The following is a 25,682-nucleotide window of genomic DNA, read 5'->3' as shown; positions in this document are numbered from 1 at the left end:
GCAGGTGGTGCCGCGCCTCTCAGCGCGATCTCAGCCGCGGGGGCCGAGCATTCAGGGGTATCTCAGCCTCGGGAGTGAAGCCTCGGTTCCGGGAGCCGAGCACACTGGGGCTCGGGAACACAGGGAGAGACGACATGGATCCGAAGAAGAAGGCCATCACCGCGGCCGTCGTCGGCACGGCGCTGGGGGTCGGGGGGCTCGTCGTGGTCGCGATGCCGGCCTCGGCGGGAGACGCGCCGAAGCTGCCGTCGATCAGCGCCGAGGACCTCGTGCAGTCGGTGATGACGGCGAACCCCGGGCCGTTCGACGGCACGGTGAGCGTGAGCAACGACCTCGGCCTGCCTGCCGTGGGTTCCGCGATCCCGGGCGCGGGGGCGCTCAACGTCGACTCCGCGCACGTCTACACCGACGGCGCGGGCAAGGCCAAGGTGTCGCTCACGAACGGGGCGTCGCAGGAGACGATCGTGCGCGACGGCACGACGGTGTGGGACTACAAGTCCGCCACCAACTCCGCCACGAAGACGACCATCCCGGCCGACGTCGCCACCAAGCACGACCTCAGCGCCGACCAGATGGCCGACCCGGCCACGGCGACGAAGGAACTGCTCGCGAAGGTGCGTGAGAGCAGCACGGTGTCGGTCGACGGCACGGCCAACGTGGCCGACCGCCCGGCGTACGAACTCGTGCTCACGCCGAAGCCGACGGAGCGCACGCTGCTGCGTGAGATCCGCGTGGCCGTCGACTCGCAGACGCGCATGCCGCTGCGGCTTTCCGTGCTGAGCAACGGAACCACCTCACCGGCGCTGCAGGTCGCGTTCAGCGACATCCGGTTCGCGCAGCAGCCGGCCGACCTGTTCAGCTTCACCCCGCCGCAGGGCGCCAAGGTCACCGAGAAGACCGCGAAGGTCGACGACCAGGCCAAGGCGATGGCGAACGAGGCCAAGCAGGACACCAAGCTCGTCGGCGACGGCTGGGACACCGTCATCACGGGCAAGGTACCGGCCGACGCGCTCGCGCCGAAGAAGGCCAACGCCGGCGAGGGCCGCAACGTCGACCCGCAGCAGCTGCTGAGCCGCTTCGGCAAGCGCGTGAGCGGCACCTGGGGCAGCGGCTACCTGTTCACCACCAAGGTCGGCGGCGCCGTGCTGACCGACGACGGCCGGTTCGCCGCCGGTGCGGTGCCGGAGCAGGTGCTCTACGAAGCTCTGGGCCAGAAGTGACCGACACGACCGACGTGGTCCTGACCGGGGCGGGCATCTCCGAGGAGGTGTCCGCCCCGGCGGTCCCGCTCGCCGCGCGCACCCGCGGGCTGCGCAAGGTCTACCGCGGCACGGTCGCGGTGGACCACGTCGACCTGGATGTACCCGAAGGCGCGGTGCTCGGGATGCTCGGGCCCAACGGCTCCGGCAAGACCACGACGATCCGCATGCTGCTGGGCCTGGTGCGGCCCACGGAGGGCGAGGTCGAGCTGCTCGGCCGCCCGATGCCCGACGGCGCGGCGCACGCGCTGCCCGACGTCGGCGCGCTGGTGGAGGGCCCGGGGTTCCACCCGTTCCTCTCCGGGCGCGACAACCTGCTGCGCTTCGCGGCCGCCGAGCCGCGCCTGGCGTCGTCGGCGATCGACGAGGCCGTGGACGCGGCGCTGGACCGCGTGGGCCTCACCGTCGCCGCGCGGCGCCGGTACAAGGGTTACTCGCTCGGCATGAAGCAGCGGCTCGGGCTCGCGTCCGCGCTGCTGGTGCCGCGCAAGATGGTGGTGCTCGACGAGCCGACCAACGGCCTCGACCCCGCCGGCACGCGCGAGATCCGCCGGATCATCGGCGAACTGCACGCCGAGGGCGTGACCGTGCTCGTGTCGTCGCACCTGCTGGCCGAGGTCGAGGCGACGTGCACGCACGTCGCGGTGCTGCAAGCGGGCACCGTCGTGGCGCAGGGCGAGCTGGCCGAACTGCTGGAGTCGGGCAACGCGGCGCTGCTCGTGCGCACGCCCGACGCCGAACACGCCGTGGAAGTGCTGCGGGAGAACCGGATCGGGGCGCGCCTGACGCCCGACGGCGTCCGCGCGGACCTCACCGCCACGCCTGCGCCGCGGGTGCTGCAGGTGCTCGTCGGCGGCGGCGTCGAGGTGCACGAGGCGACGCGCGCCCGCACCGGGCTGGAGGACCTGTTCGCGCGCCTCACCGAGGGCGCGAACGGTGCCGAAGACGAGGGGGACGCATGAGCACCGCCGACGTACTCACTCCCGGGGAGGCGGCATGAGCACCGCGACGCTCACGGCTCCCGTGAGCCGCACCGGCCACGACGCGGTGCCGATGCCACGGCTCTTCGCGGCCGAGCTGCGCTGGATCTTCCGGCGCCCGCGCACGCTGGCCGTGCTCGGGTTGCTGGCGGTCATCCCCATCGTGATCGGCATCGGCCTCACGCTGGTCAGCGAGGGCGGACCCGACGGCGGACCGGCCGACGGCGACGCCGCCCTGCTCGCGTCGGCCGTGAACAACGCGCTGGTGCTGCCCATCGCGGCGCTGGTGATGACGCTGGCCCTGCTGCTGCCGCTGGCTTCGGCCATGGCCGGCGCTGACGCGATCGCGGGCGAAGCCGCCCACGGCACGTTGCGGGGCTGGCTCGTCGCGCCCGTCAGCCGCGGGCGGTTGCTGGTGGTGAAGGCCTTCGGCGTCGCGACCGTGTCCGTGGTCGCGGTGCTGGCGATGTGCGTGACGGGCGTGGTGACCGGGCTGATCATCAACGGCACCGGTTCGCTGTTCACGCTGTCCGGCACGACGTTGTCGCTGGGCGGGGCGCTGGTGCGGATCCTGCTCGTGGCGGGCTGGATCGTGCTGCAGCTGTGGGCCGTCGGAGCGGTCGCGCTGGCCGTGTCCAGCTTCACCGAGCACCCGATGCTCGTGGTGGCCTCGGTGCTGGCCGGCGACATCCTGTTCACGATCCTCGGCTTCCTGACCTCGCTCGACTGGCTGCACCCGTTCCTGTTGACGCACAACTGGAGCGAGGCGCCGACGGAAGTCCTGATGGACCCGATCTCGGGGTCGATGCTCGGCGAAGGCGCGCTGCGCGCCGCCTGCTACATCGTGGTCGGCCTGTCCATCGCGTACGGACGGCTCGCCACGCGCGACGGCTGACGGGGGTTCAGCCGACGACGGCGATCCCGTCCGGCTCGAGCTCGAGCCGGACGGGATCGCCGGCGCGCAGGTCCGCGGTCACGGGCGCGACGGCGTCCACCGTGCCCACTGTGTCCTTTTCGGACTCTTCGAGCCGCACGACGAGCCGCACGTGTTCACGCCGGTGCACGGCGGCCGTCACTTCGCCCGCGACGCCGGCCGCGGCCACGCGCAACGCGTGCGGCCGCAGGCCGAGCCGGACCGGCCCGTCTTCGACGTCGGGCAGCGCGACGTCACCGAGGCCCGTGTGCACCACGCCGCCGGCCGCGACCCCGGAGACGAACGACGTGGCGCCGAGGAACCGGGCCACGTCGTCGTCCGCCGGGTTTCGCCACACCGACCGCACCGCGCCCTCCTGGCGGATCTCGCCGGCGTCGAGCACGGCGACCCGGTCGGCCAGCGTGAACGCCTCCTCCTGGTCGTGCGTCACGAGCAGCGCGGTGATCTTGCTGCGCCGCAACAGGTCCGCGAGATCGATGGCCAGCTGCTCGCGCAGGCCCGCGTCGAGACCGGAGAGCGGTTCGTCGAGCAGCAGCAGGCGTGGTTCGGGCGCGAGGGCGCGCGCCAGCGCGACGCGTTGCGCCTGACCGCCCGAGAGCTCCGTGACGCGCCGGTGTTCGTACCCGGTCAGGCCGACGAGCTCCAGCAGCTCCTTCACCCGCGCTGCGTGCCGGGCCTTCGACACGCCGTGCATGCGCAAGCCGAACGCGATGTTGGCGGCGACGTCGCGGTGTGGGAAGAGCTGCCCGTCCTGGAACACCAGCCCGAAGCCGCGGCGGTGCACGGGGACGTCGGCGAGGTCGGTGCCGTCCCAGCTCACGGAGCCGGCGGTGGCGGGTTCGAGGCCCGTGATCGCGCGCAGCAGCGTCGACTTGCCCGAGCCGGACGGGCCGAGCAGGGCGAGCACCTCGCCGTCGGTGATGTCGAGGCGCGCTTCGCGCACCGCGGCGAACGAACCGTAGTGGACGGTCAGGTCCCGGACGGTCAAAGCCACGTCAGAACTCCCCCACCGAGCTGTGTCCCCGAAAACCGTGTCCCCGCAAACGTCCGCGCACGGACCCGAACCGGTCGATCAGCGCGACGGCCGCCACGGTCACGACCATGAGCAGCGTGCACGCGGCGTACGCCATCTGGTTGTTGAGCTCGCCCGGACGCGAAATGAGCGTCGCGACGGCCACCGGCAGCGTCGGCGCGTCGGGCCGGGCGAGGAAGCTCGTGGCACCGAACTCCCCGAGCGCCACGACGAACCCGAACCCGGCGGCCGCGACGAGCGAGCGCGCGGTGAGCGGCAGGTCGATCTCGCGCCACACCCGCGCCGGGCTCGCGCCGAGCGTCGCCGCGGCCTGGCGCAGCCGCACCTCGACGGCCCGCAGCACCGGCAGGATCATCCGCACGACCAGCGGGATGATCACGAGCGCCTGGGCGAGCGGCACGAGCATCGGCGACGTGCGCAGGTCGCCGGGCAGCGCGTCGAGCGTCACGAGGTAACCGAAGCCCACCGTCACGGCGGAGACGCCGAGGGGCAGCATGAGCGCCGCGTCCATCGTCTCGCCCATCCCGCGCGCGAGCCGTCCCGGTGACCGGCGCAGGGCCACGAGGACCACGCTCGCGACGACGCCCACGCCCATCGCCAGCAGCGTCGCGTCGGTGGCCGCGGCGAGCGAGTTCTGCGCGGCGACCCAGCCCGACACCTGCAGCGCGTCGTTCGTGCCGGTCGTGGCGAGCGCGCGGTAGCCGGCGAGGCTCCAGCCGTCCGGTGTGGACAGTGACTCCACGAGCAGCGCGACGATCGGCGTCATCAGCAGGGCGACGACGAGCGTGGCCGCGCCGACCGTCCACCACTCGGCTTTTCGCGGACGGCGGGGCGCGGCTTGCTTCAGCTTCCCGGCGTTCTCCCGGCGGCGGCGCGCGACGGCGCCGACGGCCAGCGCGGCGAGCACGGCGGCGAACTGGATCAGCGACAGCGCGGCGGCGCCGGAGAGGTCGAGGAGGTCGACCGTGCGCAGGTAGATCTCCGTCTCGAGCGTGCGGTAGCGGCCGCCGCCGAGGATGAGCACCACGCCGAAACTGGTGGCGCAGAACAGGAACACGACCGCCGCGGCCGACGTGACGGCCGGGGCGAGCGCGGGGAGCGTCACCGTGCGGAACGCGCGCCACGGCGAGGCGCCCAGTGCCCGGGCGGCCTCTGTCGCACGCGGGTCGAGGTGGGCCCACAGCCCGGCGACGGTCCGGGCGACCACGGCGACGTTGAAGAACGCGTTGGCCAGCACCAGCGGCAGCACGCCGCCGTCGGGCCACAGCGCGCGGAACGCGAGGCCGACGACGACCGTCGGGAGCACGAACGGCACCAGCACCAGCGTCCGCGCGAGCGCGACGCCGGGCAGCTTCACGCGCGCGAGCACGTACGCGACCGGCAGCCCCGCGACCAGGGCAACGACTGTCGACGCGGCGGCGCTGACGAGCGTGAACGCGGCGAGCTGCCACGTCTGCGCGTCGGCCAGGACCGTGTCGACGCCGCCCGCGGAGAAGCCGCGGCCGAGGATCGCGACGACCGGCCAGGCGAAGAAGACGACCAGGAACGCGACGGGCAGCAGGCCGAGCAGCGCCAGCCCCGTGGTGCGCAGCCGGGCCGGTGTCACGCCCCCATGAGCGAGCGCCATGCACCGATCCACTTCTCCCGGCCGGCCTGGATCTGGTCGGCGGGCAGCGTCGCCGGGTCCTGCGGCAGCGGCGCGGCCGTGGCCCAGCCGGTGGGCAGGTCGACGCCCTCGCGGGCCGGGTAGACGTACATGTTGGCCGCGACCGTCGTCTGGAACTGCTGGGACAGCAGGAAGTCGACGACCTTCTGCGCCTGCGGCACCTGCTTGCCGTTCGCGAGCACGCCGGCGTACTCGATCTGGCGGAAGCACGTGTCGAGCAGGGCCTTGGTGCGCGGCTTGCCGTCGTCACCGAGTTCCGCGGCGGGCGAGGACGCGTAGGACACGACGATGGGGCGCGGGCCCTTGCCCGACGAGCCGGAGAAGTCCTTCGTGTAGGCCTCTTCCCAGCCGCTGTCGATCTTCAAGCCGTTGGCCTTCAGCTTCGACCAGTAGCCCGGCCAGCCCTGCTCGCCGAACTTCGCGACGGTGCCCAGCAGGAACGCCAGCCCCGGCGACGCGGTCGCGGCGCTCTCGGCGACGGTGAGGTCCTTGTACTTCGGGTCGGTGAGGTCCTCGTAGCTCTTCGGCTCGGGGAGGTGGTGGGACGCGAAGTAGCCGGTGTCGATGTTCACGCACACGTCGCCGACGTCGACGGCGGACACGCGGTGCTGCGGGTCGAAGGAGTAGCGCTGCGGCCCGCGGTCGGCTTCGGGGCTCGTGTAGGCCTGGAAGACGCCCTCGCTCAGCGCGCGCGAGGCGAACGTGTTGTCGACGCCGAACGCGACGTCGCCGATCGGGTTGGCCTTGGTGAGCACCAGCTTGTTGGTGAGCTCACCGGCGTCACCGGACTTGAGGATCTTCAGCTTGATGCCGGACTGGCGCTGGAACGCGTCGAGCACGTCCTGCGGCGCGGCGAACGAGTCGTGGGTGACGAGCGTGACGGTCGGGGTCTGCTGGGTGTCGCCACCCGTGCCGGCGCCGGACAGCGAGCACGCGCTCGCCAGCGCCGTGACCGTGGCCAGGCCCAGCACCGTGCGTGCGGTCCGCGGAATCATCAGCCCTCCTGTCGCCGTGCGGGAGAGCGGGCCTCCCTGCGCCGGCATGATTCGGAATCAGGTGCGAACGGTCGCGGGTCGCACACCCGCCTCTCAGCCCGGCCGCACCGGACTCCCGTGGCAAAGGTGCAGCGTAGTCCAGCGGGCGTCACCATGGAGACATGGCGGAACTCCTGAGCGACTCCGAAGTCACTTCAGCGCTGTCTGCTGCGCCCGATTGGCAGCTCGACGGCGCCTCCATCGTCCGCACGACCGACCTCCCGTCCTTCGCGGCCGCCATCGCGGCCGTCACGCGCGTGGGGTTCTTCGCGGAAGCCGCGGACCACCACCCGGACATCGACGTCCGCTGGCGCACCGTCACGTTCCGGCTGAGCACCCACTCGGCCGGCGGGCTGACCGCGAAGGACTTCGCGCTGGCCGGGCAGATCGACCGGGTGCTCGCGGCCGCTGTGTGATCCCGTGTGATCCGGTGTGATCCCGGCAACCCCGGCGACACCGTTCCCGGCGTCGCGCGTCTCCCCTTGCGTACCGCGTTTTCGAGGGGAGCAAGGAATGACCCAGGCAATCGTCGTGGGGGCCATCTCGTTCGGCCTGATGGTGACCGCCGCCGGCGGCGTGCTGTGGCACACCGCGCGCAGCCGGCGTGATCTGGAGCACAGGCAGTAACACCGGCGTAGCTCAAGGCGCTATCCCAGCGGAATCTTCGGCACTCGCCCCGCTAGGACATGCGATGAACAACTCGTCCGCCGCCCTCTCCGCCACCCAGCGCGCCTGGATCACCACGTTCGCCACGGCGTTCACCCTGGCCGCCCTGATCGTCCTCGGCCTGCTCGGCTGAGCTCCACCCCCAGCCGTCGCCGCGGCACCCACTCTGCGCCTGGTTGCCGCGGCGCGTGAGCCCTTGGCCTGACGTCGATCTCAAGTCAAGGGCGCTTTCACCTGATGGTCTTGCGACCTCGGCTGTTTCACCGTTCGCAACAGCCGGTCGTCTCGTGCCGACCCATCGGTATGAGGTATCTGTCGGCCGTCGCCGTCGCGGCCGCGCTGTGTGTGGCCGCCGGGGCGTGCGGACGGCCCGCTGATCCGGCGCCCGCCGCTCCCCCGACGAGTTCGGTCGCACCCGCGGCGCCGGTCCACACGAGCGCACCCACGTCGACGTCAGCCACGCCGAGCTGGACCGCCACGCAGGCACCACCGAGCTCCAAGGCGTCCTCCAGCAGCCGCAAACCGACCCCCACGCGGAAATCCGCGGCCCGCGACACCGGCCCTGGTTGCGGACAGCGAGCCGTCACCAAGGGCAAGTTCAACCCGAACTGCAAGGAGTACCAGGGCTACCTGGACCCCGGCGGCCCCGGCCGCGGCAAAACCTCCGGCGACCTCCAGCACGACTGGGCGTGCGAACAGGGCTACCTGCCGAAGGACGAGTGCTGACTCCGCGCGTCGCCTCACTCGACGGGCCGGCGTCCGGCGACCAGCACCGGGCCGCCCGGCACCGTCGGGAATTGCTGCACGTCTCCGAGGCCCGCGGTCCCGAGGGCGGTCGCCATGCGGGCGGAGTCGTAGGTGTTGCCGCCGTTGCGAAGGGCGGTCCAGCGGCCCACGGCGGCGCGCAGCGGCTCCTGCGGCGCCGGGTTCGTGCCGGCGACGACCCAGCCGCCGGGGGCGAGCGCGGTGATCAGGCGCGGCAGCGCGCGCAGGACGACGTCCTCGGCCAGGAATGGCGCGGGGAGCCAGACCAGGTCGTAGACGGCTGCGTCGGCCAGATCGGCGACGTCCTGGTGCCGGACCGTCACGCGGTCCGCCGCCGCGCCACCGTCGGCGAGCTCCGTCTTGGCCAGCTCCAGCGCGCGTTCCAGGACGTCGATCTCGGTGATCTCGGCGTGCGGCAGCTCGCGCGCGAGGGCCAGCGCCAGCGCGCCGATCCCGGTGCCGACGTCGAGCACCCGGCTGCCCGGCGCCGCCAAGCGCTGTGGCAGCCCAGCCAGCCGCGGCACGATCTTCGTCGCGAGCGCGCGCCCGGTGACCGCCGAAGCGCGGCCCTGGTTCAGCAGGACCGCGTCGCTCTGCGCCGACCAGCCGACGGGCCCGCCATCCTCGCCGGCCGCCGCGGCCACCGCCTGACGCAGGGAGCTCAGCTTCGCCGCGGCCGCCCCAACCGGCTCAGCCGTGCCGAGCGCCGGGTGCGGCACCAGTTCGCCGCCGTCCCGCCGCACGAGGCCGGCCGCTTCGAGCACCGCCGTGCGCCCCGGCGCCGCCGCGAACACGTCCGCCCACGGCCGATCCGCGGCCTCGCGCTGGGTCGCCACCACCGCGGCGTACGCCCACGCCGCCGCTTCCAGCGCGCTCACCGGATCGGCTTCGGGTGACATCGGCATCGGAACTCCTCGCCTGTTCGTGATCCTCCACAGGGGAGAACGAGGAACAGCGAGGCGTTGTCGAGCCCGTTCGGGCAGGGCCGGTTCTCGAAAGCGCTCAGCCGCCTTCCACCCGAAGAAACCGCCTGGTCGAGCTCAGACGTTGAAGCGGAACTCCACCACGTCACCGTCGGACATGACGTAGTCCTTGCCCTCCATGCGGACCTTGCCGGCGGCGCGCGCGGCGGCCATGGAGCCCGCTTCCATCAGGTCGGCGTACGAGACGATCTCGGCCTTGATGAAGCCGCGCTCGAAGTCCGTGTGGATGACGCCGGCGGCCTGTGGGGCGGTGGCGCCCTGCGGGATCGTCCAGGCGCGGGACTCCTTCGGGCCGGCCGTGAGGTAGGTCTGCAGGCCCAGCGTGTGGAAACCGGCGCGGGCGAGGGCGTTGAGGCCCGGCTCCTCCTGGCCGACGGACTCCAGCAGCTCGCGCACGGACTCCTCGTCGTCCAGCTCGAGCAGTTCCGCTTCGACCTTCGCGTCGAGGAAGACGGCGTCGGCGGGCGCGACGAGCTTGGTGAGTTCTTCGCGCCGCGCCTGGTCGGTCAGCACGGGCTCGTCGGCGTTGAAGACGTACAGGAACGGCTTCGTCGTGAGCAGGCTCAGCTCGCGCAGCGCGTCGACGTCCACTTCCTTCTGCGCCTGGAACAGCGTGCGGCCGGAGTCGAGGATTTCCTTGGCCTGCTGCGCGTTCTCGAGCGCCGGACGCGCCTCCTTCTTGGTGCGCGCCTCCTTCTCGAGCCGCGGCAACGCCTTCTCGAGCGTCTGCAGGTCGGCGAGGATCAGCTCGGTGTTGATCGTCTCGATGTCGCTCGACGGGTCGATGCGGCCGTCGACGTGCACCACGTCCGGGTCGTCGAACACGCGGATGACCTGGCAGATCGCATTGGCCTCACGGATGTTCGCGAGGAACTTGTTGCCCAGCCCCGCACCCTCGGACGCGCCCTTCACGATGCCCGCGATGTCCACAAAGGACACAACAGCCGGCACGACCTTCTCCGAGCTGAACATCTCCGCGAGCTTGCCCAGCCGCGGGTCCGGCAGCGGGACGACACCGACGTTGGGCTCGATCGTCGCGAACGGGTAGTTCGCCGCGAGCACGTCGTTGCGGGTCAGCGCGTTGAACAGGGTGGACTTGCCGACGTTGGGCAGGCCGACGATACCGAGGGTGAGACTCACGACCGGTGAGTCTACGTGCCGGTCCGGCACCCCGGCCGACCCGGTAACGCGGTGTCGGATTTCCGCCAGTCGAGCCGCTCACCTGCTGGCACCATCGGACACATGGCCACCGCGACCCTGCCGATCTGGCGCGACACCGAGCGCTGCTACCGCGCCGTCACCGCCCGCGACCAGCGGTTCGACGGCCAGTTCATCATGGCCGTGCGCACCACCGGCATCTACTGCCGCCCGTCGTGCCCGGCGATCACGCCGAAGGCGCAGAACGTGCGGTTCTTCCCCACGTCCGCGGCCGCGCAGGCCGGCGGCTACCGCGCTTGCCGCCGCTGCCTGCCCGACGCCGTGCCGGGTTCGCCCGACTGGAACGTCCGCGCCGACCTGGCCGCCCGCGCCATGCGCCTGATCGCCGACGGCCTCGTCGAACGCGAGGGCGTGCCCGGCTTGGCCCGGCGGCTCGGCTACTCCGAACGCCAGCTCGGCCGCGTCCTCACCACCGAACTCGGCGCCGGTCCGCTCGCCCTGGCCCGCGCCCACCGCGCGCACTCCGCGCGGCTGCTGATCGAGCTGTCCGCGCTGCCGCTGACCGACGTCGCCTTCGCCGCCGGGTTCTCCAGCATCCGGCAGTTCAACGAGACGATCCGCGAAGTCTTCGCGGCGACGCCTTCGCAGCTTCGCGCGGCTTCGCTGCGACGCGGCCGCCGCACCGAGAGCGGTTCGACGCGGCTGAGCCTGCGGCTGCCGTTCCGCGCGCCGCTCGACGCACAGGGCGTGCTGCGCTATCACGCTTCGCGCGCGTTGCCGGGCGTCGAGGCCGTCGAGGAGAACGCCGGCGGCATCACGGGCTACGGCCGCACGCTGCGCCTCGCGGACGGCCCCGGGCTCGTCTGGCTGAGCCCGCAGCCCGACCACGTCCGCTGCGACCTGGCGTTGACGGACCTGCGTGACCTGGGCAGCGCCGTCACCCGGGTGCGGCGGCTGCTCGACCTGGACGCCGACCCCGAAGCCGTCGCGCGGGTGCTGTCGGCCGACCCGACGCTGGCCCCGCTGGTCGCGGGCACCCCCGGCCTGCGGGTGCCGGGCGCCGTCGACGGACCCGAGCTGGTGCTGCGCACGCTGCTCGGCGAGGCCGCGGCCGAGGTCGCCGCGCTCGGCGAGCCCGTGCCGCCCGCCGAACCACCGATGGACGCGCTCACAACGCTGTTCCCGGCGCCCGAGGTGGTGGCCGCCGCGGACGTGAAACCGCTGGTCAAGACGGTTGCGGCAGCGATCGTGGACGGCAGCCTCGACCCGCACGTCGGCCGTGACCCCGGCGAACTGCGAGCCGAACTGCTCGCGTGCGGGGTCGACGCGGGCACGGCCGACTACGTGCTGATGCGAGTGCTCGGCGCCCCGGACGTGCTGCTCACCGGCGACCCCGCCGTCCACCGCGCCGCCGACGCGCTCGGCCTCGACCTCGCGGACGCCGCGCGCTGGCAGCCGTGGAGTTCGTACGCCAGCCGCCACCTCCAGAGCTTCGCGGCCTAAGCCGTCCGCAGCTCGATCCGCGAACCCGTGCGGGACTTGCGGACCCGCAGCCGCGTCGGGATGCGCTGACGGAGCTCCTCGACGTGCGACACGAGGCCGACGACGCGGCCGCCGGCGCGCAACTCGTCGAGGATGTTCATCACGACGTCGAGGGTTTCGGCGTCGAGCGTGCCGAAGCCCTCGTCGACGAAGAGCGTGTCGAGCAGCGCGCCGCCGGTTTCGGCCGCGACGACGTCGGCCAGGCCCAGCGCGAGCGAGAGCGACGCCAGGAAGGATTCCCCGCCCGACAGGGTTTTCGCGGGCCGGACGGCGCCGGAGTAGTCGTCGAGCACGTCGAGGCCGAGGCCACCGCGGGTGCCACGCGCGCCGGCCGCGTCGGAGTGGACGAACGAGTAGCGGCCCTGGCTCATCGTCCGCAGCCGGGCGGTTGCCGCGAGCGCGACCTCCTCCAGCCGCGCGGCCAGCACGTACGAGCGCAACGACATCTTGCGCGCGTTCTGGCCGCGGCCGTTGACCACTTCGGACAGTGCGCGCAGTTCGTTGTACTCCGCTTCGACCGGCGCGAACTCCGCCAGGGCCGTGCGCATCCGCCCGGCGAGCTTCGCGAGCTCGGTGTGCTGCGCGGAGACGGACTTCAGCGCCGCGAACGCCGTGTCGGCCCGTTCGCGGGCGCCCTTCGCGGTCTCGACCTTCGGCGCGACCTCGACGACGTCGTCGGGCGAAATGCCGAACAGCTCGGGCTGGGCCAGCAGCTCGCGCGCGCCGGCCGCGGTCGCTTCGGCTTCGGCGAGGCCCTGTTCGAGCTTGGTCACCTGCTCATCGGAACGGACGGCGCCGCGCATTTCTTCGAGCGTGGCGAACCCCTTGGCGTGCAAGGAGATCTCGACGAGACCGCGCTGCTCCTTGAGCCGCGCTTCCGCCCCGGTGACGACCGTGCGCGCCTCGGCGACGGCGTCGAGCGCGCCCGCCAGCGTGAGCAGGTGCCGGCGGCGCGCCGTGACGTCCGGGAACTCGCCACGGCCTTCGAGCAGCCGTTTCGCGCGTTCGGCCAGCCGGTCTTCGAGTGCGCGGACCTCCGCGTGCGCCTCCGTGACGAGTTGGTCGGCCCGCCGCCGGTGCTCGGCCAGCTGCTCGGTTTCCCGTTCCAGCGCGGTGACCTGTCGGGCCAGCGGGTTCTTGCGTGCGGCCAGTTCGGACAGCGTGGTGACACTCGCCCGCGCCTCGGTCAGCTCGGCTCGCACGGACTCCGGAGTGCGCTCACCGAGCCGCTCCCGCAACGACTCCAGCCGCGCCTTCGCCTCTTCCAGCGCCGACACCACCCGCTGCCGCAGGGCACTCGCCTTTTGCTCGGCTTCCTCGGCAGCCCGTTCCTCGGCGGGGTCCACGGGTTCCGGTCCGTGTTCCGCGGGCGACGGGTGCTCCGCCGACCCGCACACCGGGCACGCCGCGCCGTCGGCCAGGCTCGCCGCCAGTTCGGCCGCCATGCCCTCCAGCCGGCGTTCGCGCAGGTCGAGCCGCTGCTGTCGCGCGGCTTGGTGCGAGTCGACGACCTCTCGGAGCTTCGCCTCGCCGCGCCCGACCTTCGCTTCGGCCTCAGGCAGGTCCGCCGCCGCCCGCGCGACCGTGGTCAGTTCCTCGACGCGGGCCTTCGCGCCGTCCAGCTTCGCCTCGGCCTCGGCGGCCGACGCCGCTTCGCCGCGCAACCCCGTGAGCCGCTCGGGCAGCTCGGCCAGCCGCGTTTCGAGTTCGGTGACGCGTTCGGCCGCGGTCTTCGCCGCCGTCTTCCGCTCGTCGCGCCGGGCCTCGTCGACGCGCTGCTGTTCGGCCTCCGCGACGAGTTCGGCCAGCGCGCCCGCTTCTTCCCGCAGGGACCCGGCGCGTTCCCGGAGGTCCGCCGAGGCGAAGCCGACGGAGTCGAAACCCAGCTCCGCGAGCGCGCGCGTGTGGTCGGCCTCCGCGACCTGCGCGTCGCCGAGTTCCGCGGTCCGCCGTTCGAGCAGCTCGACCTCGGGCACCACGGCCGACGCCCGCCGCGCGGCCGCGATCTCTTCGGTCCACTCGGCGCGTTCGCCGGCGGTTTCGGAGATCTGCGCGAGCCGCGTGTGGGCGGTGCGGACGCGCCGGATGCGGTCGGCGTCCTCTTCCGCTTCGCGCAGAGCGGTTTCCGCCGCCTTCGCGGCCGAACGTGCTTGTGCCGCTTCGGTTTCCGCCGCTTCGGCGCGGGCCGCGACCTCGGCGAGCACGGCGTCGACCCACTCCGCCTGCTCTTCTTCCGGCGGCTCCTGCTGCGCTTCCTGAGCGTAGCGCGCCACGAGCTCCCGCAGCTCCTGCTGCCGCTTTTCCAGCGTCCGCCCACGTTCGGCGCGCAGGTCGGCGAACCAGCGCTCGACGTCGGAGAACCGCTCGGTGCCGAAGAGCCGTTCGAGCAGTTTCTCGCGCTCGGTGGTGTCGGAGCGCAGGAACTTCGCGAACTCGCCCTGCGGCAGCAGCACGACCTGGAAGAACTGCGGCGCGGTCATGCCCAGCAGCCGTTCGACGGTGCGCGCGACCTCGTCGATCCGGATGATCCCGTCGGGCGGCAGGCCGGCCGGGGGCTCACCGACCCAGGTCAGCGACACCTTGGCCTGCTGCGTGGTGAAGCCGTCGCCCCGTTTCTTGGGGCGCTGGTACTCGGGGCTGCGCACGATGCGCAGCCGCTGGCCCTGCACGGTCAGCTCCAGCACGACCTCGGTGAGCTGATCGGGCTGGGCAACGTCGCAGCGCAACCGCTTGACGTCGCCGCGCGCGCCGGGGACCACGCCGAACAGCGCGAACGCGATCGCGTCGAGCAGCGTGGTCTTGCCCGCGCCGGTGTCGCCGTGCAGGAGGAAGAGGCCGTCAGCGCCGAGTGCGTCGAAATCGACCACTTCGCGGCCCGCGTACGGACCGAACGCCTCGACCTCCAGCAGGTGCAGCCTCACAGTTTCGCCACCGCCGCCCGGTTGGCCGCTTCGAGCGCGAGGAACACCAGCCGTTCCTCGCTTTCGCTGGGTGGCGCGCCGCGGCAGTCGTCGAGGAAGCCGCGGGCGATCTCGATGTCGGTGCGGCCGCGCACGGCTTCGGCGTACCTCAGCTCCGCGCCCGCGTGGCCGCCTTCGGGTTCCCAGTCGAGGTGCACGGCGTACGGGAAACGTTCGCGCAGGCGGCGCATGGCGTCGACGGGCCGCACGCGGTCGGTGACCGTGACGGACAGGAAGTGGTCGCGCCACTCGTCGTGCTCCGGCACGGTGAGGAGGTCTTGAAGTTCGCCGCGCAGTGTCGCCAGCGGCCGGGGCACGGGCAGCTCGTGGCGGCGGACCTCGGCCAGCCCCCGCGCGTCGAGGTCGACCAGCCAAACCGATTTCCGTTGGCGCGCCTCGGAAAACGAGTAGGCCAGCGGACTGCCGGAGTAGCGCAGGTGCTCGGCGAGGGTCTGCGGGCCGTGCAAGTGGCCGAGCGCGACGTAGTCCACCCCGTCGAAGACGTCGCCCGGGACCTGTTCGACACCTCCGACCGCGATGGTGCGTTCGGAATCGCTGGCCGAGCCACCGGTGACGAACGCGTGGGCCAGCACCACGGACCGCGTGTCCGTGCGTGCGGCCAAGTCTTCGCGGACGCGGCGCATCGCTTCGGTGAGGACGCCGGTGTGCCCGCGCGCTTCGGGCACGCCCAGCGCGTGGCGGGACGGCTCGGGTTCGAGGTACGGGATGCCGTAGAACGCGACCTCGCCGTGGTCGTCGTGCAGCAGCACGGGTTCGGCGATGCCCGCGACGGTCGCGCGCAGGTGCAGACCACCCGCGGCCGCGAAGTCCGCGAACGCGCCCAGCCGGGCAGCGGAGTCGTGGTTGCCGGGCGTGATCACGAGCTGCGCGCCGGCCTCGCGGATGCGGCTCATGGCCTTGGTCGCGACGCGGACCGCTTCGGCCGAGGGGACCGCGCGGTCGTAGATATCGCCCGCCACCACCACGACGTCGACGGACTCGGCGGTGACGAGTTCGGCGACGCGGGTGAGGACGGCCTCCTGCTCGGCGAGCAGATCGGCGCCGTGGAACGTGCGCCCGACGTGCCAGTCGGAGGTGTGGAGGATTCTCACGGCGACCACGTTAAAAGGCGATCACGACGAAATCGCGGAGGCTCGCCGGAGCGCCACTCGAACGTGTGTACGAAGCCGATCGAGGCGCTGGCGGACACGCCGACCGCCGAACCGGTGAACGTGCTGGTCAGCTACGCAGCGCGACCGGCCCGGCCGGTTTTTGTCGGTGGGGTCCGCCATGATGGCCACCTGCTGGTCCGGACTGTGGGCTGGACTGGACTGGACTGCGGACTTCGGAAGGAGGACCGGGTGGAGACGGTGATCACCACGGCGGCTGTCGTCCTCGCGCTGCTCCTGTGCGTGGCGGTGGCGCTGCTGTGGCGGCTCTACAGCGACGGCATGCGCCGCGCCGACGCGGCGGCGCGGCTCGTGGCGGCCGAGCGCGCGAAGAACGACCAGCAGCAGCTGGCGCTGCGGCGGTACGAGGTGGCGTTCGCGTCGATCAGCGGCCGCGGTGAGCTCGGTGAGCAGGTGCTCGTCGAGACCGCCCGCGCGCTGGGTTTGCGCGAGGAGCTGCACTTCACGCTGCAGACCGACCTGGCCGGCGGCGGCAGTGTGAAGCCGGACATGGTGCTGCGCGTCGGCGGCGGCCGCACCGTGCCCGTCGACGCGAAGGCTTCGATGGCGATCTGGGCCGAATCCGTGGAGACCGACGACCCGGAGGAACGGCTCGACGCGCTGCGCGCCCACGTCCGCCAGATCCGCTCCCGCGCCGCTGAGCTGGCCGGCAAGGGTTATCAGCGCTGGGCGGACGCGATCTACGGCACCATCATGTTCGTCCCGTCCGACGCCGCGGTCGTCGCGGCCCTCGACACGGACCCCGAGCTGCTGCGCTGGCTCATCGACCGCCGCGTCTTCCTCTGCGGTCCCACGGGCTTCGGCGTCCTGGCGTCGGCCGCGCTGTTCGCCGCGAGCGACCGGGCTTTGGTGGAGGACGTGGAACAGGTCCGCGCGGGCGCCGCGGCAGCCCACCGCGCGGCCGGGAACGCCGTGGAGGCGCTGAACCTGTCGAGCACGCACCTGCAGCGTTTCGTCTCCGCGCGGCGGCGTGAGCTGGAAGCCATGGAGAACTTCCGCGCGACGGTCGCGCCGCTGACCGACGCGTCGGGCAGCCCGGCGGCCGTGCCGGAGGTGCGGAGGGGGGACGAAGTGGCAGCAGGCTGAGCGGGGCCTGGGTGGGGTCGGTCGCTTGCCGGGAGTTGATGGCCGGGCGCCGTCGGGCCGGGTGATCTCGACGGCCGGTTCGGATGGGCGCGGTCCGCGTCACCAGGCCCGGGTGATCGGGCCGGGCTACGGGGCCCGCTGTGCGGGGCGGTCGAGCCGGTTGGAGGGACCGGCGCAAAGCCCGGGCCTCGGACGATCCAGCCGACGGGTCTCGGCCCTCGTGACTCCGGCGTGGGCGGTGGGCAACCGGCGCCATCCGCCAGGCCGCACCGACGTGAACAGTCGCCAACCGGCACCACCCGCCAGGCCGCACCGACGTGAACAGTCGCCAACCGGCGGCACGATGCTCTGACCTCGGCACAGCTCGGCAGGACCGGCCCTACTCGCTCGCCGAGTTCCTACCGATTCTTTTCACCCAGCCGAGCAGCGCAACCTCGCCGGCCGAACCGGGTCGGCACCCGGCGGCGTGGCCCGCTCAGCCAGGACGGCACGAGCGCGGCGGGAGCCGCTACGTATGGACCATCACGGCGCGTGCGGCCAGGGGTACTGGTGAGGCGGTTGGGGCACCCGTGAGGCCCGAGGTTTGGTGAGGTCGGAGTGAGGTTCAGCAGGGCTTCCGGGGAGCGGGAACGTTCCGGATTCATGCCTGCGAGGCTCGCCTGACTGCCGATCGCGCAGCCGTCCGCCGGGCAAAGGCCGGGTGCTCGGACCAGACCACTGGTCCGTATTCGCAGGTCAGGTGACCAGACCACTCGCGGCCCACCGGCCGGGCCCGGGCCGTCCGCGAGACGGCCCGTGTTCCGCCCGGCAGCCACCCGCGTCACGCTGCCGGGTGGCAGGTCAAGGCAGTCTTCGGCAGTGGCGGCAAGATCGTGACAAGTACGGGCTACGGTGTTGCCTCGTGACCGCGATACGCGATCGCCAGAGCGATCCTGATGCCGAAGACGCCACCGTGCCCTGGGACGAGCGTCTCGTCGTCGGCGAAAGGCGCGGCCTGCCCTGGTGGGCGGCCGTGCTCGTGGGCTTCGGCCTGGCCGTGCTCGGCGCCATCATCGACGAGAAGACCAAGGGCAGCCTCGATTTCGTCTTCAAGGCGGGCTACTTCCTCGGGGCCGTGATCGCGGTCGGCGCGGTGCAGAGACGCGCACTGTTCGGGCCGATGGTCCAGCCGCCGCTGGTGCTGGCCGTCACGGTGCCCGGCGTGGTCCTCGTGACCGGCGGCTCCGGCTCCGGCAGCGACACCCTGTCGAAGCTGCTGAACATCGGCACACCGCTGATCAACGGCTTCCCGACGATGGCGGTCACCACCGGCGTCACGCTCCTGTTCGGCTTCGTCCGCATCTTCCGCGAACGCGACCCCAACGCCGCCGTGAAGCTCAAGGACGGCAAGCGCCCCCGCGAAGACGGCGACGAACCGCCCGCGCGCCCGCGCACCCGCCCGCCGGGTTCGGGCCGGCCGGGCCAGGCGCCGCCGCCCGCCGGTGGCCGCCGCCCGCCCCGCGACCGGGACCTCGACCCCCCGCCGCCGCGGCGCCCGCGCCCGCCCGCGGACCCCGGCGGCCGCCCCCGCCGCGACCTCGCCGACCCACGCGGCACCCGCAAACCCCCGCCCGACGGCCGCCGCCCTCGCCCCCCGGTGGACGGCGACCCCCGGGGGCGCGGCGGCACCCCCCGGGCCCGCCCCCCCCCCCCCCCCCCCCCCCCCCCCGCCCCCCCCCCCCCCCCCGCCCCCCCCCCCCCCCCCCCCCCCCCCCCCCCCCCCCCGCGCGCCGCCCCCCGCCCCCCGGGGGGCCCGGCCCCCCCCGGCGCGGCGCCCACCCCCGCGCCCCCGCGCCCCCACCCCGCCGCCGCCCCCGCGGCGACGAACCACCGCCCGGCCGCCCGCGGCCGCCGCGCCGCGAGCCACCCCGCCGCCCCCGTCCCTGGGACGACGAAGGCTGATCCCGGACACCACGAAGGCCGCCGATCCCACCCGGATCGGCGGCCTTCGCCACCTCCACCCGCCCACGCCCGAGCAGCCGGGAAGGCACGAGGCGACGACAGGAACCCGCGCGGCCAGGAAGCCAAAGCTCCAGTCAACGAACTGCCGCGCGCGAACCAGGGGCAACGGAACGCGCAGCACGCGGCCAACAGCGCTACCGACCATCCGCTGGCGAAGGCGCCGCGAGCTCAACTCCCCGACGTGGCACCAGAACCCCGCAGTCACCCATGCCGGCCGGCGACGCCGCACCGGCGATCAGGCGGTGCGGAACGCTCGCCGATCAGGCAGCCTGACCAGGGCAATACCCCATCCGTCGAGCGCAGCGCGCGGCTGGCCAGCGGACCCAGCCGCGCAGCGTTCGGCCAGACGGGCTCGCCACCCGGACACAAAAAACCGCGGCGGCCGCCGGACAACAGCGACCGCCGCGGGACACGCGTGGGGTCAGGACTCCGGCTTCGTGGCCTTCCGGAGTTCCTTCGGCAGCGCGAAAGCGATCTTCTCGTTCGCCGTCGTCACTTCGTCGACCTGGCCGTAGCCGCGGTCGGCGAGCCAGGACAGCAGGTCCATCACCAGGACGTCCGGCACGGAGGCACCCGAGGTCACCCCCACCGTCGACACGCCGGACAGCCACGCCTCGTCGACCTCCGACGCGAAGTCGACCAGGTGCGAGTCGCGGGCGCCGGCCTTCAGGGCTACCTCCACGAGGCGCTTCGAGTTCGACGAGTTCTTCGAGCCGACCACCAGGACGAGGTCGCACTCGGGGGCCATGGCCTTCACGGCCACCTGACGGTTGGTGGTGGCGTAGCAGATGTCGTCGCTGGGCGGGTCGGCCAGGCCGGGGAAGCGTTCGCGCAGCTGGTCGACGCGTTCCATCGTCTCGTCGACCGACAGGGTGGTCTGCGAAAGCCAGATCACCTTCGACGGGTCGCGCACCTCGACCTTGTCGACGTCCTCGGCCTTGTCCACGAGCTGCACCTTGTCGGGCGCCTCGCCGGACGTGCCTTCGACCTCCTCGTGGCCTTCGTGGCCGATGAGCAGGATGTCGTAATCGTCCTTGGCGAAGCGGTTGACCTCTTTGTGCACCTTCGTCACGAGCGGGCACGTCGCGTCGATCGTGCGGAGGTTGCGGTCCGCCGCCTCGGTGTGGACCGCCGGGGACACGCCATGGGCCGAGAAGACGACGAGCGCGCCCTCGGGCACCTCCGACGTCTCGTCCACGAAGATCGCGCCGCGCTCGCGCAGGGTCTCCACCACGTGCCGGTTGTGCACGATCTCCTTGCGCACGTACACCGGCGCGCCGTACAGCTCCAGCGCCTTCTCGACGGCGATCACCGCGCGGTCCACGCCGGCGCAGTAGCCGCGCGGCTTCGCGAGCAGCACGCGTTTGGCTGCGCCGGACCGGGGGATCGTCGGGGTACCGGCGGGGTCGGTTCCGGGACTCGCAGAAGTCATGCCTCCAGGGTACGGGCTGTCCCGGACCCGCTTCGAAGTCCTCTTTCGGATGACCTCGGCGGCCGTCCGGGCTGTGCCGGGGGTCACGTCCGGTACGCCAACCCACCCGTTCGGTTGGGCAGGATGGCCCACATGCGGCACGCTAGACGGCATGAAGCCACTCCCGCTCCCCCTCCGGGTCGCCGCGGGCCTCGCCGTCACCACCGCCGAGCGGGTTCGTGAGCTCCCGAAGCAGCTCACGGGACTGCCCGTGACCGTCGTCAGCCAGGTGCTCCAGCTCTCGATGCGGGTGCAGCAGCAGGTCACCGAGCTGGCCATCAAGGGCGACGGCGCCCTCTCCGCCCTGCGCCCGGTCGAGGACACCCCGAGCTGGGCGACGTTCGACGAGGACGTGGAGCCCGACCTGCCGCTCCCGCGCCCGACGCTGGTGCCGGTGGACGACCTGCCCGAGCCCCAGGCCAACGGCCACCGGCCGAACCTGCCGCCGCTCACGGACTCCCCGGACGCCGAAGAACCCGCGGAGATCGACGACCCCTGGTCTCAGGAGGAGCGCGCGCTCGCCGAGGACCACGCCGACGGCGAGAACGACAGCGCCGGTGCCGGCCCCGCGAGCCTGGCCAACTACGACGAGCTCACCCTGCCGCAGCTGCGCGCCCGCCTGCGCCGGCTGACCGTGCCGCAGCTCGAGGAGCTGCTCGAGTACGAGAAGGCCAACGCCGACCGCGCGTCGTTCGTCGGCATGCTCGCGCGCCGGATCGGCAACGCGCGCAAGGCGGAAGAAGAGGCCGGGCAGCCGGGCGACGACGCGGAAGGCCAGTGAGCAGCGAATCCGGCACCCCCAGCACCACCGCCGAACACCCCTGGCCCGTCCGCACCGTCGCGCGCAAGATCGGCGACTGGATCCACCGCCTCGGCGCCGTGTGGGTCGAAGGCCAGGTCACGCAGATCAACGCGCGCCCCGGCACGCAGACGGCGTTCCTGACGCTGCGCGACCCGTCGGCCGACGTGTCGATGTCCGTGACGGCCCCGATGTGGCTCGTGCGCGAGCTCGGCACGCCGCTGCGCGAAGGCGACCGCGTGATCGTGCACGCGAAGCCGTCGTTCTTCTTCGGCCGCGGCACGCTCAGCCTGCGCGCCGACGAGATCCGCGCCGTCGGCATCGGCGAGCTGCTCGCGCGCATCGAACGGCTGCGCAAGCTGCTGGCCGCCGAAGGCCTGTTCTCCCCTGAACGCAAACGCCCGATTCCGTTCCTCCCCAAGGGAATCGGCCTCATCACGGGCCGCGCGTCGGCGGCGGAACGCGACGTGCTCGTCAACGCGCAGGCCCGCTGGCCGCACGTGCTGTTCAAGGTCGTCAACACCGCCGTGCAGGGCCCGCAGGCCGTGCCGCAGATCCTCCGCGCACTGTCCACACTGGACAAAGACCCGGAGGTCGACGTGATCGTGATCGCCCGCGGCGGCGGCAGCGTCGAGGACCTGCTGCCGTTCTCCGACGAGGCCCTGTGCCGGGCCGTCGCGGGCGCGGGGACCCCCGTGGTCAGCGCGATCGGGCACGAACCGGACACGCCGCTGCTCGACCACGTCGCCGACCTGCGCTGCTCAACGCCGACGGACGCGAGCAAGCGCATCGTGCCCGACGTGCGCGAGGAGACCTCCCGCGTGCGCCAGATGCGCGATCGCGGCCGCCGCGCGCTGCACGGCTGGGTCGACCGCGAAACGCGGCTGCTCACCCAGCTGCGCAGCCGCCCGTCGCTGGCCGACCCGCTCGGCCCGATCCAGCGCCGCTCCGACGACGTCGAGGTGCACCGCGAACGCGGCCGCCGCGCCATGCTCGGCCTGCTGGCGAGGGACCAGGCCGAGATCGCGAACGCGCGGGGCCGGCTGACGGCGCTCGGCCCGGCCGCGACGATGGCCCGCGGCTACGCCGTCGTGCAGTTCACGGACGACGCAGGCAACCTCCAGGTGCTTCGCTCCGTCTCCCAGATCGAGGACGGCGCGCGCCTGCGCGTTCGGGTCGCCGACGGAGCGGTCCACGCCGTCACCGAGACGCGAGAAACGGAAGGAGGCGGGCCGTGACACACCGGGCACCGGCGTTCCTCCCGCTCACCGTGGACGCTGCCGCCCGGCTCGACGCCGGTCCCCTGGTGCACCAGGCCCTGGCCACCGACCGCGCCGCCGCCGAATGCTGGACGGCCCTGCTCGCCGGCTGCGGCACCGCCGCCCGCCGCGACCTGAGCCCGCAGCTGCGGCGGCTGTCGGAAGCGACGTCGCTGCACGTCGGCGCGCGCTGGTGGTTCGCCGAGGGCGCCGGCCACCGCCGCCGGGTCGCCAGCGCACAGGAGAACCTCGAAGACGCGATCGCGGACGGTGATGGGCAGGAGTTCGCCCTCGCGTTCGTGGGCTACGACAACGCGATGGCCAGCGCACTCGTGTGCCGGGAACAAGCGCGGAGCCAGGTGCCGGACGCGCACCAGGACCGGGCCGTGGTCCCGCCGCCGCGAGCGGGCAGGCACCACCGAGTCGATCACCAGCCGTGACCGGGCCGGGAGCGCCCGGCGCGGTAGTGTGCGCGGACAGCCCTGTGCATCGGAAGGTCGGAGAGCGTCGAGCGTGAGCGAAGCAGGCAGCGAAACCGCCGGACTCGGTTACGAGCAGGCCCGCGACCGGCTGGTCGAGGTGGTCAAGGAGCTCGAGGCGGGTGGCTTGTCCCTCGAGCAGTCGCTCGCGCTGTGGGAGAAGGGCGAGGAGCTCGCGAAGGTCTGCGAGCGCCACCTCGAAGGTGCGCGCGAGCGGATCGAGGCCGCCCTGGCATCCGTGGAGAACGACGACGACGCACAGTGATGTGCACCATGCGCAACTGAATCGGTCAGGTGACGCCGTCATCTGAGAGACTGTTCTCCCGCCGAGTTCAGCGATCCGGGAGGCCCGCATGAGCACCGTCAGTGACCCACGACGCGAAGCACCCGACCGCAACCTCGCCATGGAATTGGTCCGCGTGACCGAAGCCGCGGCGATGGCCGCCGGCCGCTGGGTCGGGCGCGGCGACAAGATCGGGGGCGACGGCGCGGCCGTCGACGCCATGCGCCAGCTCGTCTCGACCGTCTCGATGCGCGGGGTCGTCGTGATCGGCGAGGGTGAGAAGGACGAAGCCCCGATGCTGTTCAACGGCGAAGAGGTGGGCAACGGCGACGGCCCCGACTGCGACGTCGCGGTCGACCCCGTCGACGGCACCACCCTGATGGCCAAGGGCATGCCCAACGCGCTGGCCGTGCTGGCGGTGGCCGAGCGCGGGGCGATGTTCGACCCGTCAGCCGTGTTCTACATGGAGAAGCTCGCCGTCGGCCCCGACGCCGCTGGCAAGGTGGACCTGGCCGCGCCGATCGACGAGAACATCCGGCGCGTGGCGAGGGCGAAGAACTCCAGCGTGGGCGACGTGACGGTGTGCATCCTCGACCGGCCGCGCCACGAGCAGCTGGTCAAGGAGGTCCGGGAGGCGGGTGCCCGCATCCGGTTCATCTCCGACGGCGACGTGGCGGGCGCCATCGCGGCGGCGCGCCCGTCGACCGGTGTCGACATGTTGCTCGGCATCGGCGGCACGCCCGAGGGCATCATCGCCGCGTGCGCGATGAAGTGCCTCGGCGGTGAGCTGCAGGGCCGGCTGTGGCCGAAGGACGAGACCGAGCGCGAGAAGGCGCTGGCCGCGGGCCACGACCTGGACCGCGTGCTCACCAACGACGACCTCGTCCGCGGTGACAACGTGTTCTTCTGCGCCACCGGTGTCACCGACGGCGACCTGCTGCGCGGCGTGCACTACCGCGCCGGCGGCGCCACCACGCAGTCGATCGTGATGCGCTCCAAGTCCGGGACCGTCAGAATGATCGACGGCTACCACCGGCTGGAGAAGCTGCGGGCGTACTCGTCCGTGAACTTCGACGGCAACTTCGAACTGCGCGAGGACGACGACACCGTCCCGCCCCTGCCCTGACCCGAGGAGTCATCCGGTGCCCAAGCGGTTGCTCGCGTTGCTGCTGACGATCTTCGCCACCGCAGCGCTCGCCACCGGAATCGCGACCGCCGGGCCCGCGATCGTCGGCGGCGCCGACGCGGACGAGCCGTACCCGTTCGCGGTGTCCCTGCACACCGCGTCGGGTGAGCTCTTCTGCGCGGGTGCGCTGATCTCGCCGACCTGGGTCGCCACCGCCGCGCACTGCGTGTCCGGAAAGGACCCCGCGACGCTCGCGTTCCGCTTGGGCACCAACGAAAGCGACTCGGGCGGCGAGACGGCCCAGCCCGCGGAGATCGTGCTCAACCCGCACTTCAACTCCTCGACGCAAACGGGCGACCTCGCGCTGGTTCGCTTGTCCGCCCCCGCCAAGGAAGCCCCCATCGCCCTCGGCGGCGCCGCCGCGCCCGGCACCGCCACCCGCGTCCTGGGCTGGGGCCAAACCTGCCCCACTCCCGGCTGCGGCGACCCGTCGAAGTCCTTGCAGCAACTCGACACGCAACTCGTCGAGGGCTCCCGCTGCACCACCAACTTCGACGGCACCGCCGAACTCTGCACCGACAACCCCCACGGCACAGCCGGCTCCTGCTACGGCGACTCCGGCTCCCCCGAACTCACCCGCGACGGCGACCGCTGGACCCTCATCGGCCTGACCAGCCGCCCCGGCAACGCCTCACCCACCTGCGCCACAGCACCCTCCATCTACACGTCCGTCGTCGCCTACGCCCCCTGGATCGCCTCGAAAACCGGCTGACCCCAGCCCGTTTTCGAAGCCCACGACGAAACCGCCACGGCAACGACCACGGGACCCTGCACCCAGACTCCGCCCCGCACCCTCAAACCCGCGACGGCCCGCCACTACGAAACCGCCACGGACACGCCCAACAAGACTTGCACCCAGACTCCGCCCTGCACCTCGATCCGAAGCCCCCACGCGGTCTGGATCACCTTGTCAAGGCACGCTTTCCAGCCTTGACAAGGTGATCCAGA

General features: G+C 72.7%; 21 protein-coding genes, 1 pseudogene and 1 riboswitch. Of the genes and pseudogenes, 14 read left to right on the top strand and 8 right to left on the bottom strand.

What is annotated here, in order from left to right; all coding sequences use genetic code 11:
* Positions 1-134 precede the first annotated feature (134 nt).
* The 3 genes from ACIA77_RS46975 to ACIA77_RS46965 are packed head-to-tail and all read left to right on the top strand — an operon-like array spanning position 135 to position 3,134.
* Positions 135-1,220, top strand: coding sequence for an outer membrane lipoprotein carrier protein LolA (locus ACIA77_RS46975; protein WP_395892699.1), 1,086 nt, complete (start codon positions 135-137; stop codon positions 1,218-1,220).
* On the top strand, positions 1,217-2,221 hold the full coding sequence (locus ACIA77_RS46970) for an ABC transporter ATP-binding protein (protein WP_395892698.1): 1,005 nt from the start codon (positions 1,217-1,219) through the stop codon (positions 2,219-2,221). Before ACIA77_RS46975 ends, ACIA77_RS46970 begins: the two co-directional genes overlap by 4 nt.
* Before the next feature lie 34 nt (positions 2,222-2,255).
* A complete protein-coding gene (locus ACIA77_RS46965; protein WP_395892697.1) occupies positions 2,256-3,134 on the top strand; it encodes an ABC transporter permease in 879 nt (292 codons plus the stop codon).
* A gap of 7 nt (positions 3,135-3,141) precedes the next feature.
* Here the strand turns inward: ACIA77_RS46965 and ACIA77_RS46960 are convergent, their stop codons facing one another.
* From ACIA77_RS46960 to ACIA77_RS46950, 3 genes are read right to left on the bottom strand one after another with little or no spacing between them, the layout of a single operon-like run.
* The gene (locus ACIA77_RS46960; protein ID WP_395892696.1) at positions 3,142-4,167 is read right to left on the bottom strand and encodes an ABC transporter ATP-binding protein; all 1,026 of its coding nucleotides are present in this window, start codon (positions 4,165-4,167) and stop codon (positions 3,142-3,144) included.
* Position 4,168: 1 nt separating this feature from the next.
* A complete protein-coding gene (locus ACIA77_RS46955; RefSeq protein WP_395892695.1) occupies positions 4,169-5,833 on the bottom strand; it encodes an ABC transporter permease in 1,665 nt (554 codons plus the stop codon).
* Positions 5,809-6,867 (bottom strand): thiamine ABC transporter substrate binding subunit, encoded by a 1,059-nt coding sequence (locus ACIA77_RS46950; protein ID WP_395892694.1) that lies wholly within the window; start codon positions 6,865-6,867, stop codon positions 5,809-5,811. The genes ACIA77_RS46955 and ACIA77_RS46950 overlap by 25 nt, the downstream gene beginning before the upstream one ends.
* Positions 6,868-6,883: 16 nt before the next feature.
* Positions 6,884-6,996, bottom strand: a riboswitch (TPP riboswitch).
* A gap of 32 nt (positions 6,997-7,028) precedes the next feature.
* Here ACIA77_RS46950 and ACIA77_RS46945 point away from each other — a divergent pair.
* Positions 7,029-7,322, top strand: a complete 294-nt coding sequence (locus ACIA77_RS46945) for a 4a-hydroxytetrahydrobiopterin dehydratase (RefSeq protein WP_395892693.1) — start codon at positions 7,029-7,031, stop codon at positions 7,320-7,322.
* Positions 7,323-7,875: 553 nt separating this feature from the next.
* Entirely contained in the window at positions 7,876-8,298 is a 423-nt protein-coding gene (locus ACIA77_RS46940; RefSeq protein WP_395892692.1) for a hypothetical protein, read from the top strand.
* A gap of 14 nt (positions 8,299-8,312) precedes the next feature.
* Here ACIA77_RS46940 and ACIA77_RS46935 read toward each other — a convergent pair whose 3' ends face one another.
* Both ACIA77_RS46935 and ychF read right to left on the bottom strand, forming a co-directional pair.
* Positions 8,313-9,242 carry a class I SAM-dependent methyltransferase gene (locus ACIA77_RS46935; RefSeq protein ID WP_395892691.1) on the bottom strand — a complete coding sequence of 310 codons (930 nt, stop codon included), beginning with the start codon at positions 9,240-9,242 and terminating at the stop codon, positions 8,313-8,315.
* Positions 9,243-9,377: 135 nt separating this feature from the next.
* A complete protein-coding gene (gene ychF, locus ACIA77_RS46930; RefSeq protein ID WP_395892690.1) occupies positions 9,378-10,460 on the bottom strand; it encodes a redox-regulated ATPase YchF in 1,083 nt (360 codons plus the stop codon).
* A gap of 102 nt (positions 10,461-10,562) precedes the next feature.
* On the opposite strand from ychF, the gene ACIA77_RS46925 reads away from it, so the two are divergent.
* Positions 10,563-11,981: a DNA-3-methyladenine glycosylase 2 family protein gene (locus ACIA77_RS46925; RefSeq protein WP_395892689.1), complete on the top strand. Its 1,419-nt coding sequence runs from the start codon at positions 10,563-10,565 to the stop codon at positions 11,979-11,981.
* Here ACIA77_RS46925 and ACIA77_RS46920 read toward each other — a convergent pair.
* Positions 11,978-14,941 (bottom strand): AAA family ATPase, encoded by a 2,964-nt coding sequence (locus ACIA77_RS46920; RefSeq protein ID WP_395892688.1) that lies wholly within the window; start codon positions 14,939-14,941, stop codon positions 11,978-11,980. The genes ACIA77_RS46925 and ACIA77_RS46920 overlap by 4 nt on opposite strands.
* Positions 14,938-16,092: an exonuclease SbcCD subunit D gene (locus tag ACIA77_RS46915; protein WP_395892687.1), complete on the bottom strand. Its 1,155-nt coding sequence runs from the start codon at positions 16,090-16,092 to the stop codon at positions 14,938-14,940. The genes ACIA77_RS46920 and ACIA77_RS46915 overlap by 4 nt, the downstream gene beginning before the upstream one ends.
* A 249-nt stretch (positions 16,093-16,341) precedes the next feature.
* Between ACIA77_RS46915 and rmuC the strand changes: the two genes are divergently transcribed.
* Both rmuC and ACIA77_RS46905 read left to right on the top strand, forming a co-directional pair.
* Positions 16,342-17,256 carry a DNA recombination protein RmuC gene (gene rmuC, locus ACIA77_RS46910; protein WP_395892686.1) on the top strand — a complete coding sequence of 305 codons (915 nt, stop codon included), beginning with the start codon at positions 16,342-16,344 and terminating at the stop codon, positions 17,254-17,256.
* Between the two features lie 700 nt (positions 17,257-17,956).
* A pseudogene (locus tag ACIA77_RS46905) lies at positions 17,957-18,550 on the top strand (DUF6542 domain-containing protein); the annotation flags it as partial.
* A 1,128-nt stretch (positions 18,551-19,678) separates the two neighbouring features.
* Here ACIA77_RS46905 and ACIA77_RS46900 read toward each other — a convergent pair.
* The gene (locus ACIA77_RS46900; protein ID WP_395892685.1) at positions 19,679-20,689 is read right to left on the bottom strand and encodes a 4-hydroxy-3-methylbut-2-enyl diphosphate reductase; all 1,011 of its coding nucleotides are present in this window, start codon (positions 20,687-20,689) and stop codon (positions 19,679-19,681) included.
* Positions 20,690-20,840: 151 nt separating this feature from the next.
* On the opposite strand from ACIA77_RS46900, the gene ACIA77_RS46895 reads away from it, so the two are divergent.
* From ACIA77_RS46895 to ACIA77_RS46870, 6 genes are all read left to right on the top strand, one after another.
* On the top strand, positions 20,841-21,509 hold the full coding sequence (locus tag ACIA77_RS46895) for a lipid droplet-associated protein (RefSeq protein ID WP_395892684.1): 669 nt from the start codon (positions 20,841-20,843) through the stop codon (positions 21,507-21,509).
* Positions 21,506-22,765: an exodeoxyribonuclease VII large subunit gene (gene xseA / locus ACIA77_RS46890; RefSeq protein WP_395892683.1), complete on the top strand. Its 1,260-nt coding sequence runs from the start codon at positions 21,506-21,508 to the stop codon at positions 22,763-22,765. Before ACIA77_RS46895 ends, xseA begins: the two co-directional genes overlap by 4 nt.
* Complete coding sequence (locus ACIA77_RS46885; protein ID WP_395892682.1) at positions 22,762-23,226, top strand: hypothetical protein; 465 nt, start codon at positions 22,762-22,764, stop codon at positions 23,224-23,226. Before xseA ends, ACIA77_RS46885 begins: the two co-directional genes overlap by 4 nt.
* A gap of 73 nt (positions 23,227-23,299) precedes the next feature.
* Complete coding sequence (locus ACIA77_RS46880) at positions 23,300-23,530, top strand: exodeoxyribonuclease VII small subunit (RefSeq protein ID WP_395892681.1); 231 nt, start codon at positions 23,300-23,302, stop codon at positions 23,528-23,530.
* An 88-nt stretch (positions 23,531-23,618) separates the two neighbouring features.
* The gene (glpX, locus tag ACIA77_RS46875) at positions 23,619-24,674 is read left to right on the top strand and encodes a class II fructose-bisphosphatase (RefSeq protein ID WP_395892680.1); all 1,056 of its coding nucleotides are present in this window, start codon (positions 23,619-23,621) and stop codon (positions 24,672-24,674) included.
* A 16-nt stretch (positions 24,675-24,690) separates the two neighbouring features.
* The gene (locus ACIA77_RS46870) at positions 24,691-25,446 is read left to right on the top strand and encodes a S1 family peptidase (protein WP_395892679.1); all 756 of its coding nucleotides are present in this window, start codon (positions 24,691-24,693) and stop codon (positions 25,444-25,446) included.
* Positions 25,447-25,682 lie beyond the last annotated feature (236 nt).

Source organism: Amycolatopsis sp. NPDC051903, from assembly GCF_044452505.1.
Lineage (GTDB): Bacteria > Actinomycetota > Actinomycetes > Mycobacteriales > Pseudonocardiaceae > Amycolatopsis.
Note: the sequence above shows the minus strand (reverse complement) of the source record. Positions and strands in the feature narration are given on the sequence as shown.

What these genes read in the sequence shown, in the direction of transcription:
- ACIA77_RS46975 (WP_395892699.1), top strand. Translation starts at nt 135, where the DNA reads ATGGATCCGAAGAAGAAGGCCATCACCGCGGCCGTCGTCGGCACGGCG.
- ACIA77_RS46965 (WP_395892697.1), top strand. Translation starts at nt 2,256, where the DNA reads ATGAGCACCGCGACGCTCACGGCTCCCGTGAGCCGCACCGGCCACGAC.
- ACIA77_RS46955 (WP_395892695.1), bottom strand. Translation starts at nt 5,833, where the DNA reads ATGGCGCTCGCTCATGGGGGCGTGACACCGGCCCGGCTGCGCACCACG.
- ACIA77_RS46950 (WP_395892694.1), bottom strand. Translation starts at nt 6,867, where the DNA reads ATGATTCCGCGGACCGCACGCACGGTGCTGGGCCTGGCCACGGTCACG.
- ACIA77_RS46945 (WP_395892693.1), top strand. Translation starts at nt 7,029, where the DNA reads ATGGCGGAACTCCTGAGCGACTCCGAAGTCACTTCAGCGCTGTCTGCT.
- ACIA77_RS46940 (WP_395892692.1), top strand. Translation starts at nt 7,876, where the DNA reads ATGAGGTATCTGTCGGCCGTCGCCGTCGCGGCCGCGCTGTGTGTGGCC.
- ACIA77_RS46935 (WP_395892691.1), bottom strand. Translation starts at nt 9,242, where the DNA reads ATGCCGATGTCACCCGAAGCCGATCCGGTGAGCGCGCTGGAAGCGGCG.
- ACIA77_RS46925 (WP_395892689.1), top strand. Translation starts at nt 10,563, where the DNA reads ATGGCCACCGCGACCCTGCCGATCTGGCGCGACACCGAGCGCTGCTAC.
- ACIA77_RS46900 (WP_395892685.1), bottom strand. Translation starts at nt 20,689, where the DNA reads ATGACTTCTGCGAGTCCCGGAACCGACCCCGCCGGTACCCCGACGATC.
- ACIA77_RS46895 (WP_395892684.1), top strand. Translation starts at nt 20,841, where the DNA reads ATGAAGCCACTCCCGCTCCCCCTCCGGGTCGCCGCGGGCCTCGCCGTC.
- glpX (WP_395892680.1), top strand. Translation starts at nt 23,619, where the DNA reads ATGAGCACCGTCAGTGACCCACGACGCGAAGCACCCGACCGCAACCTC.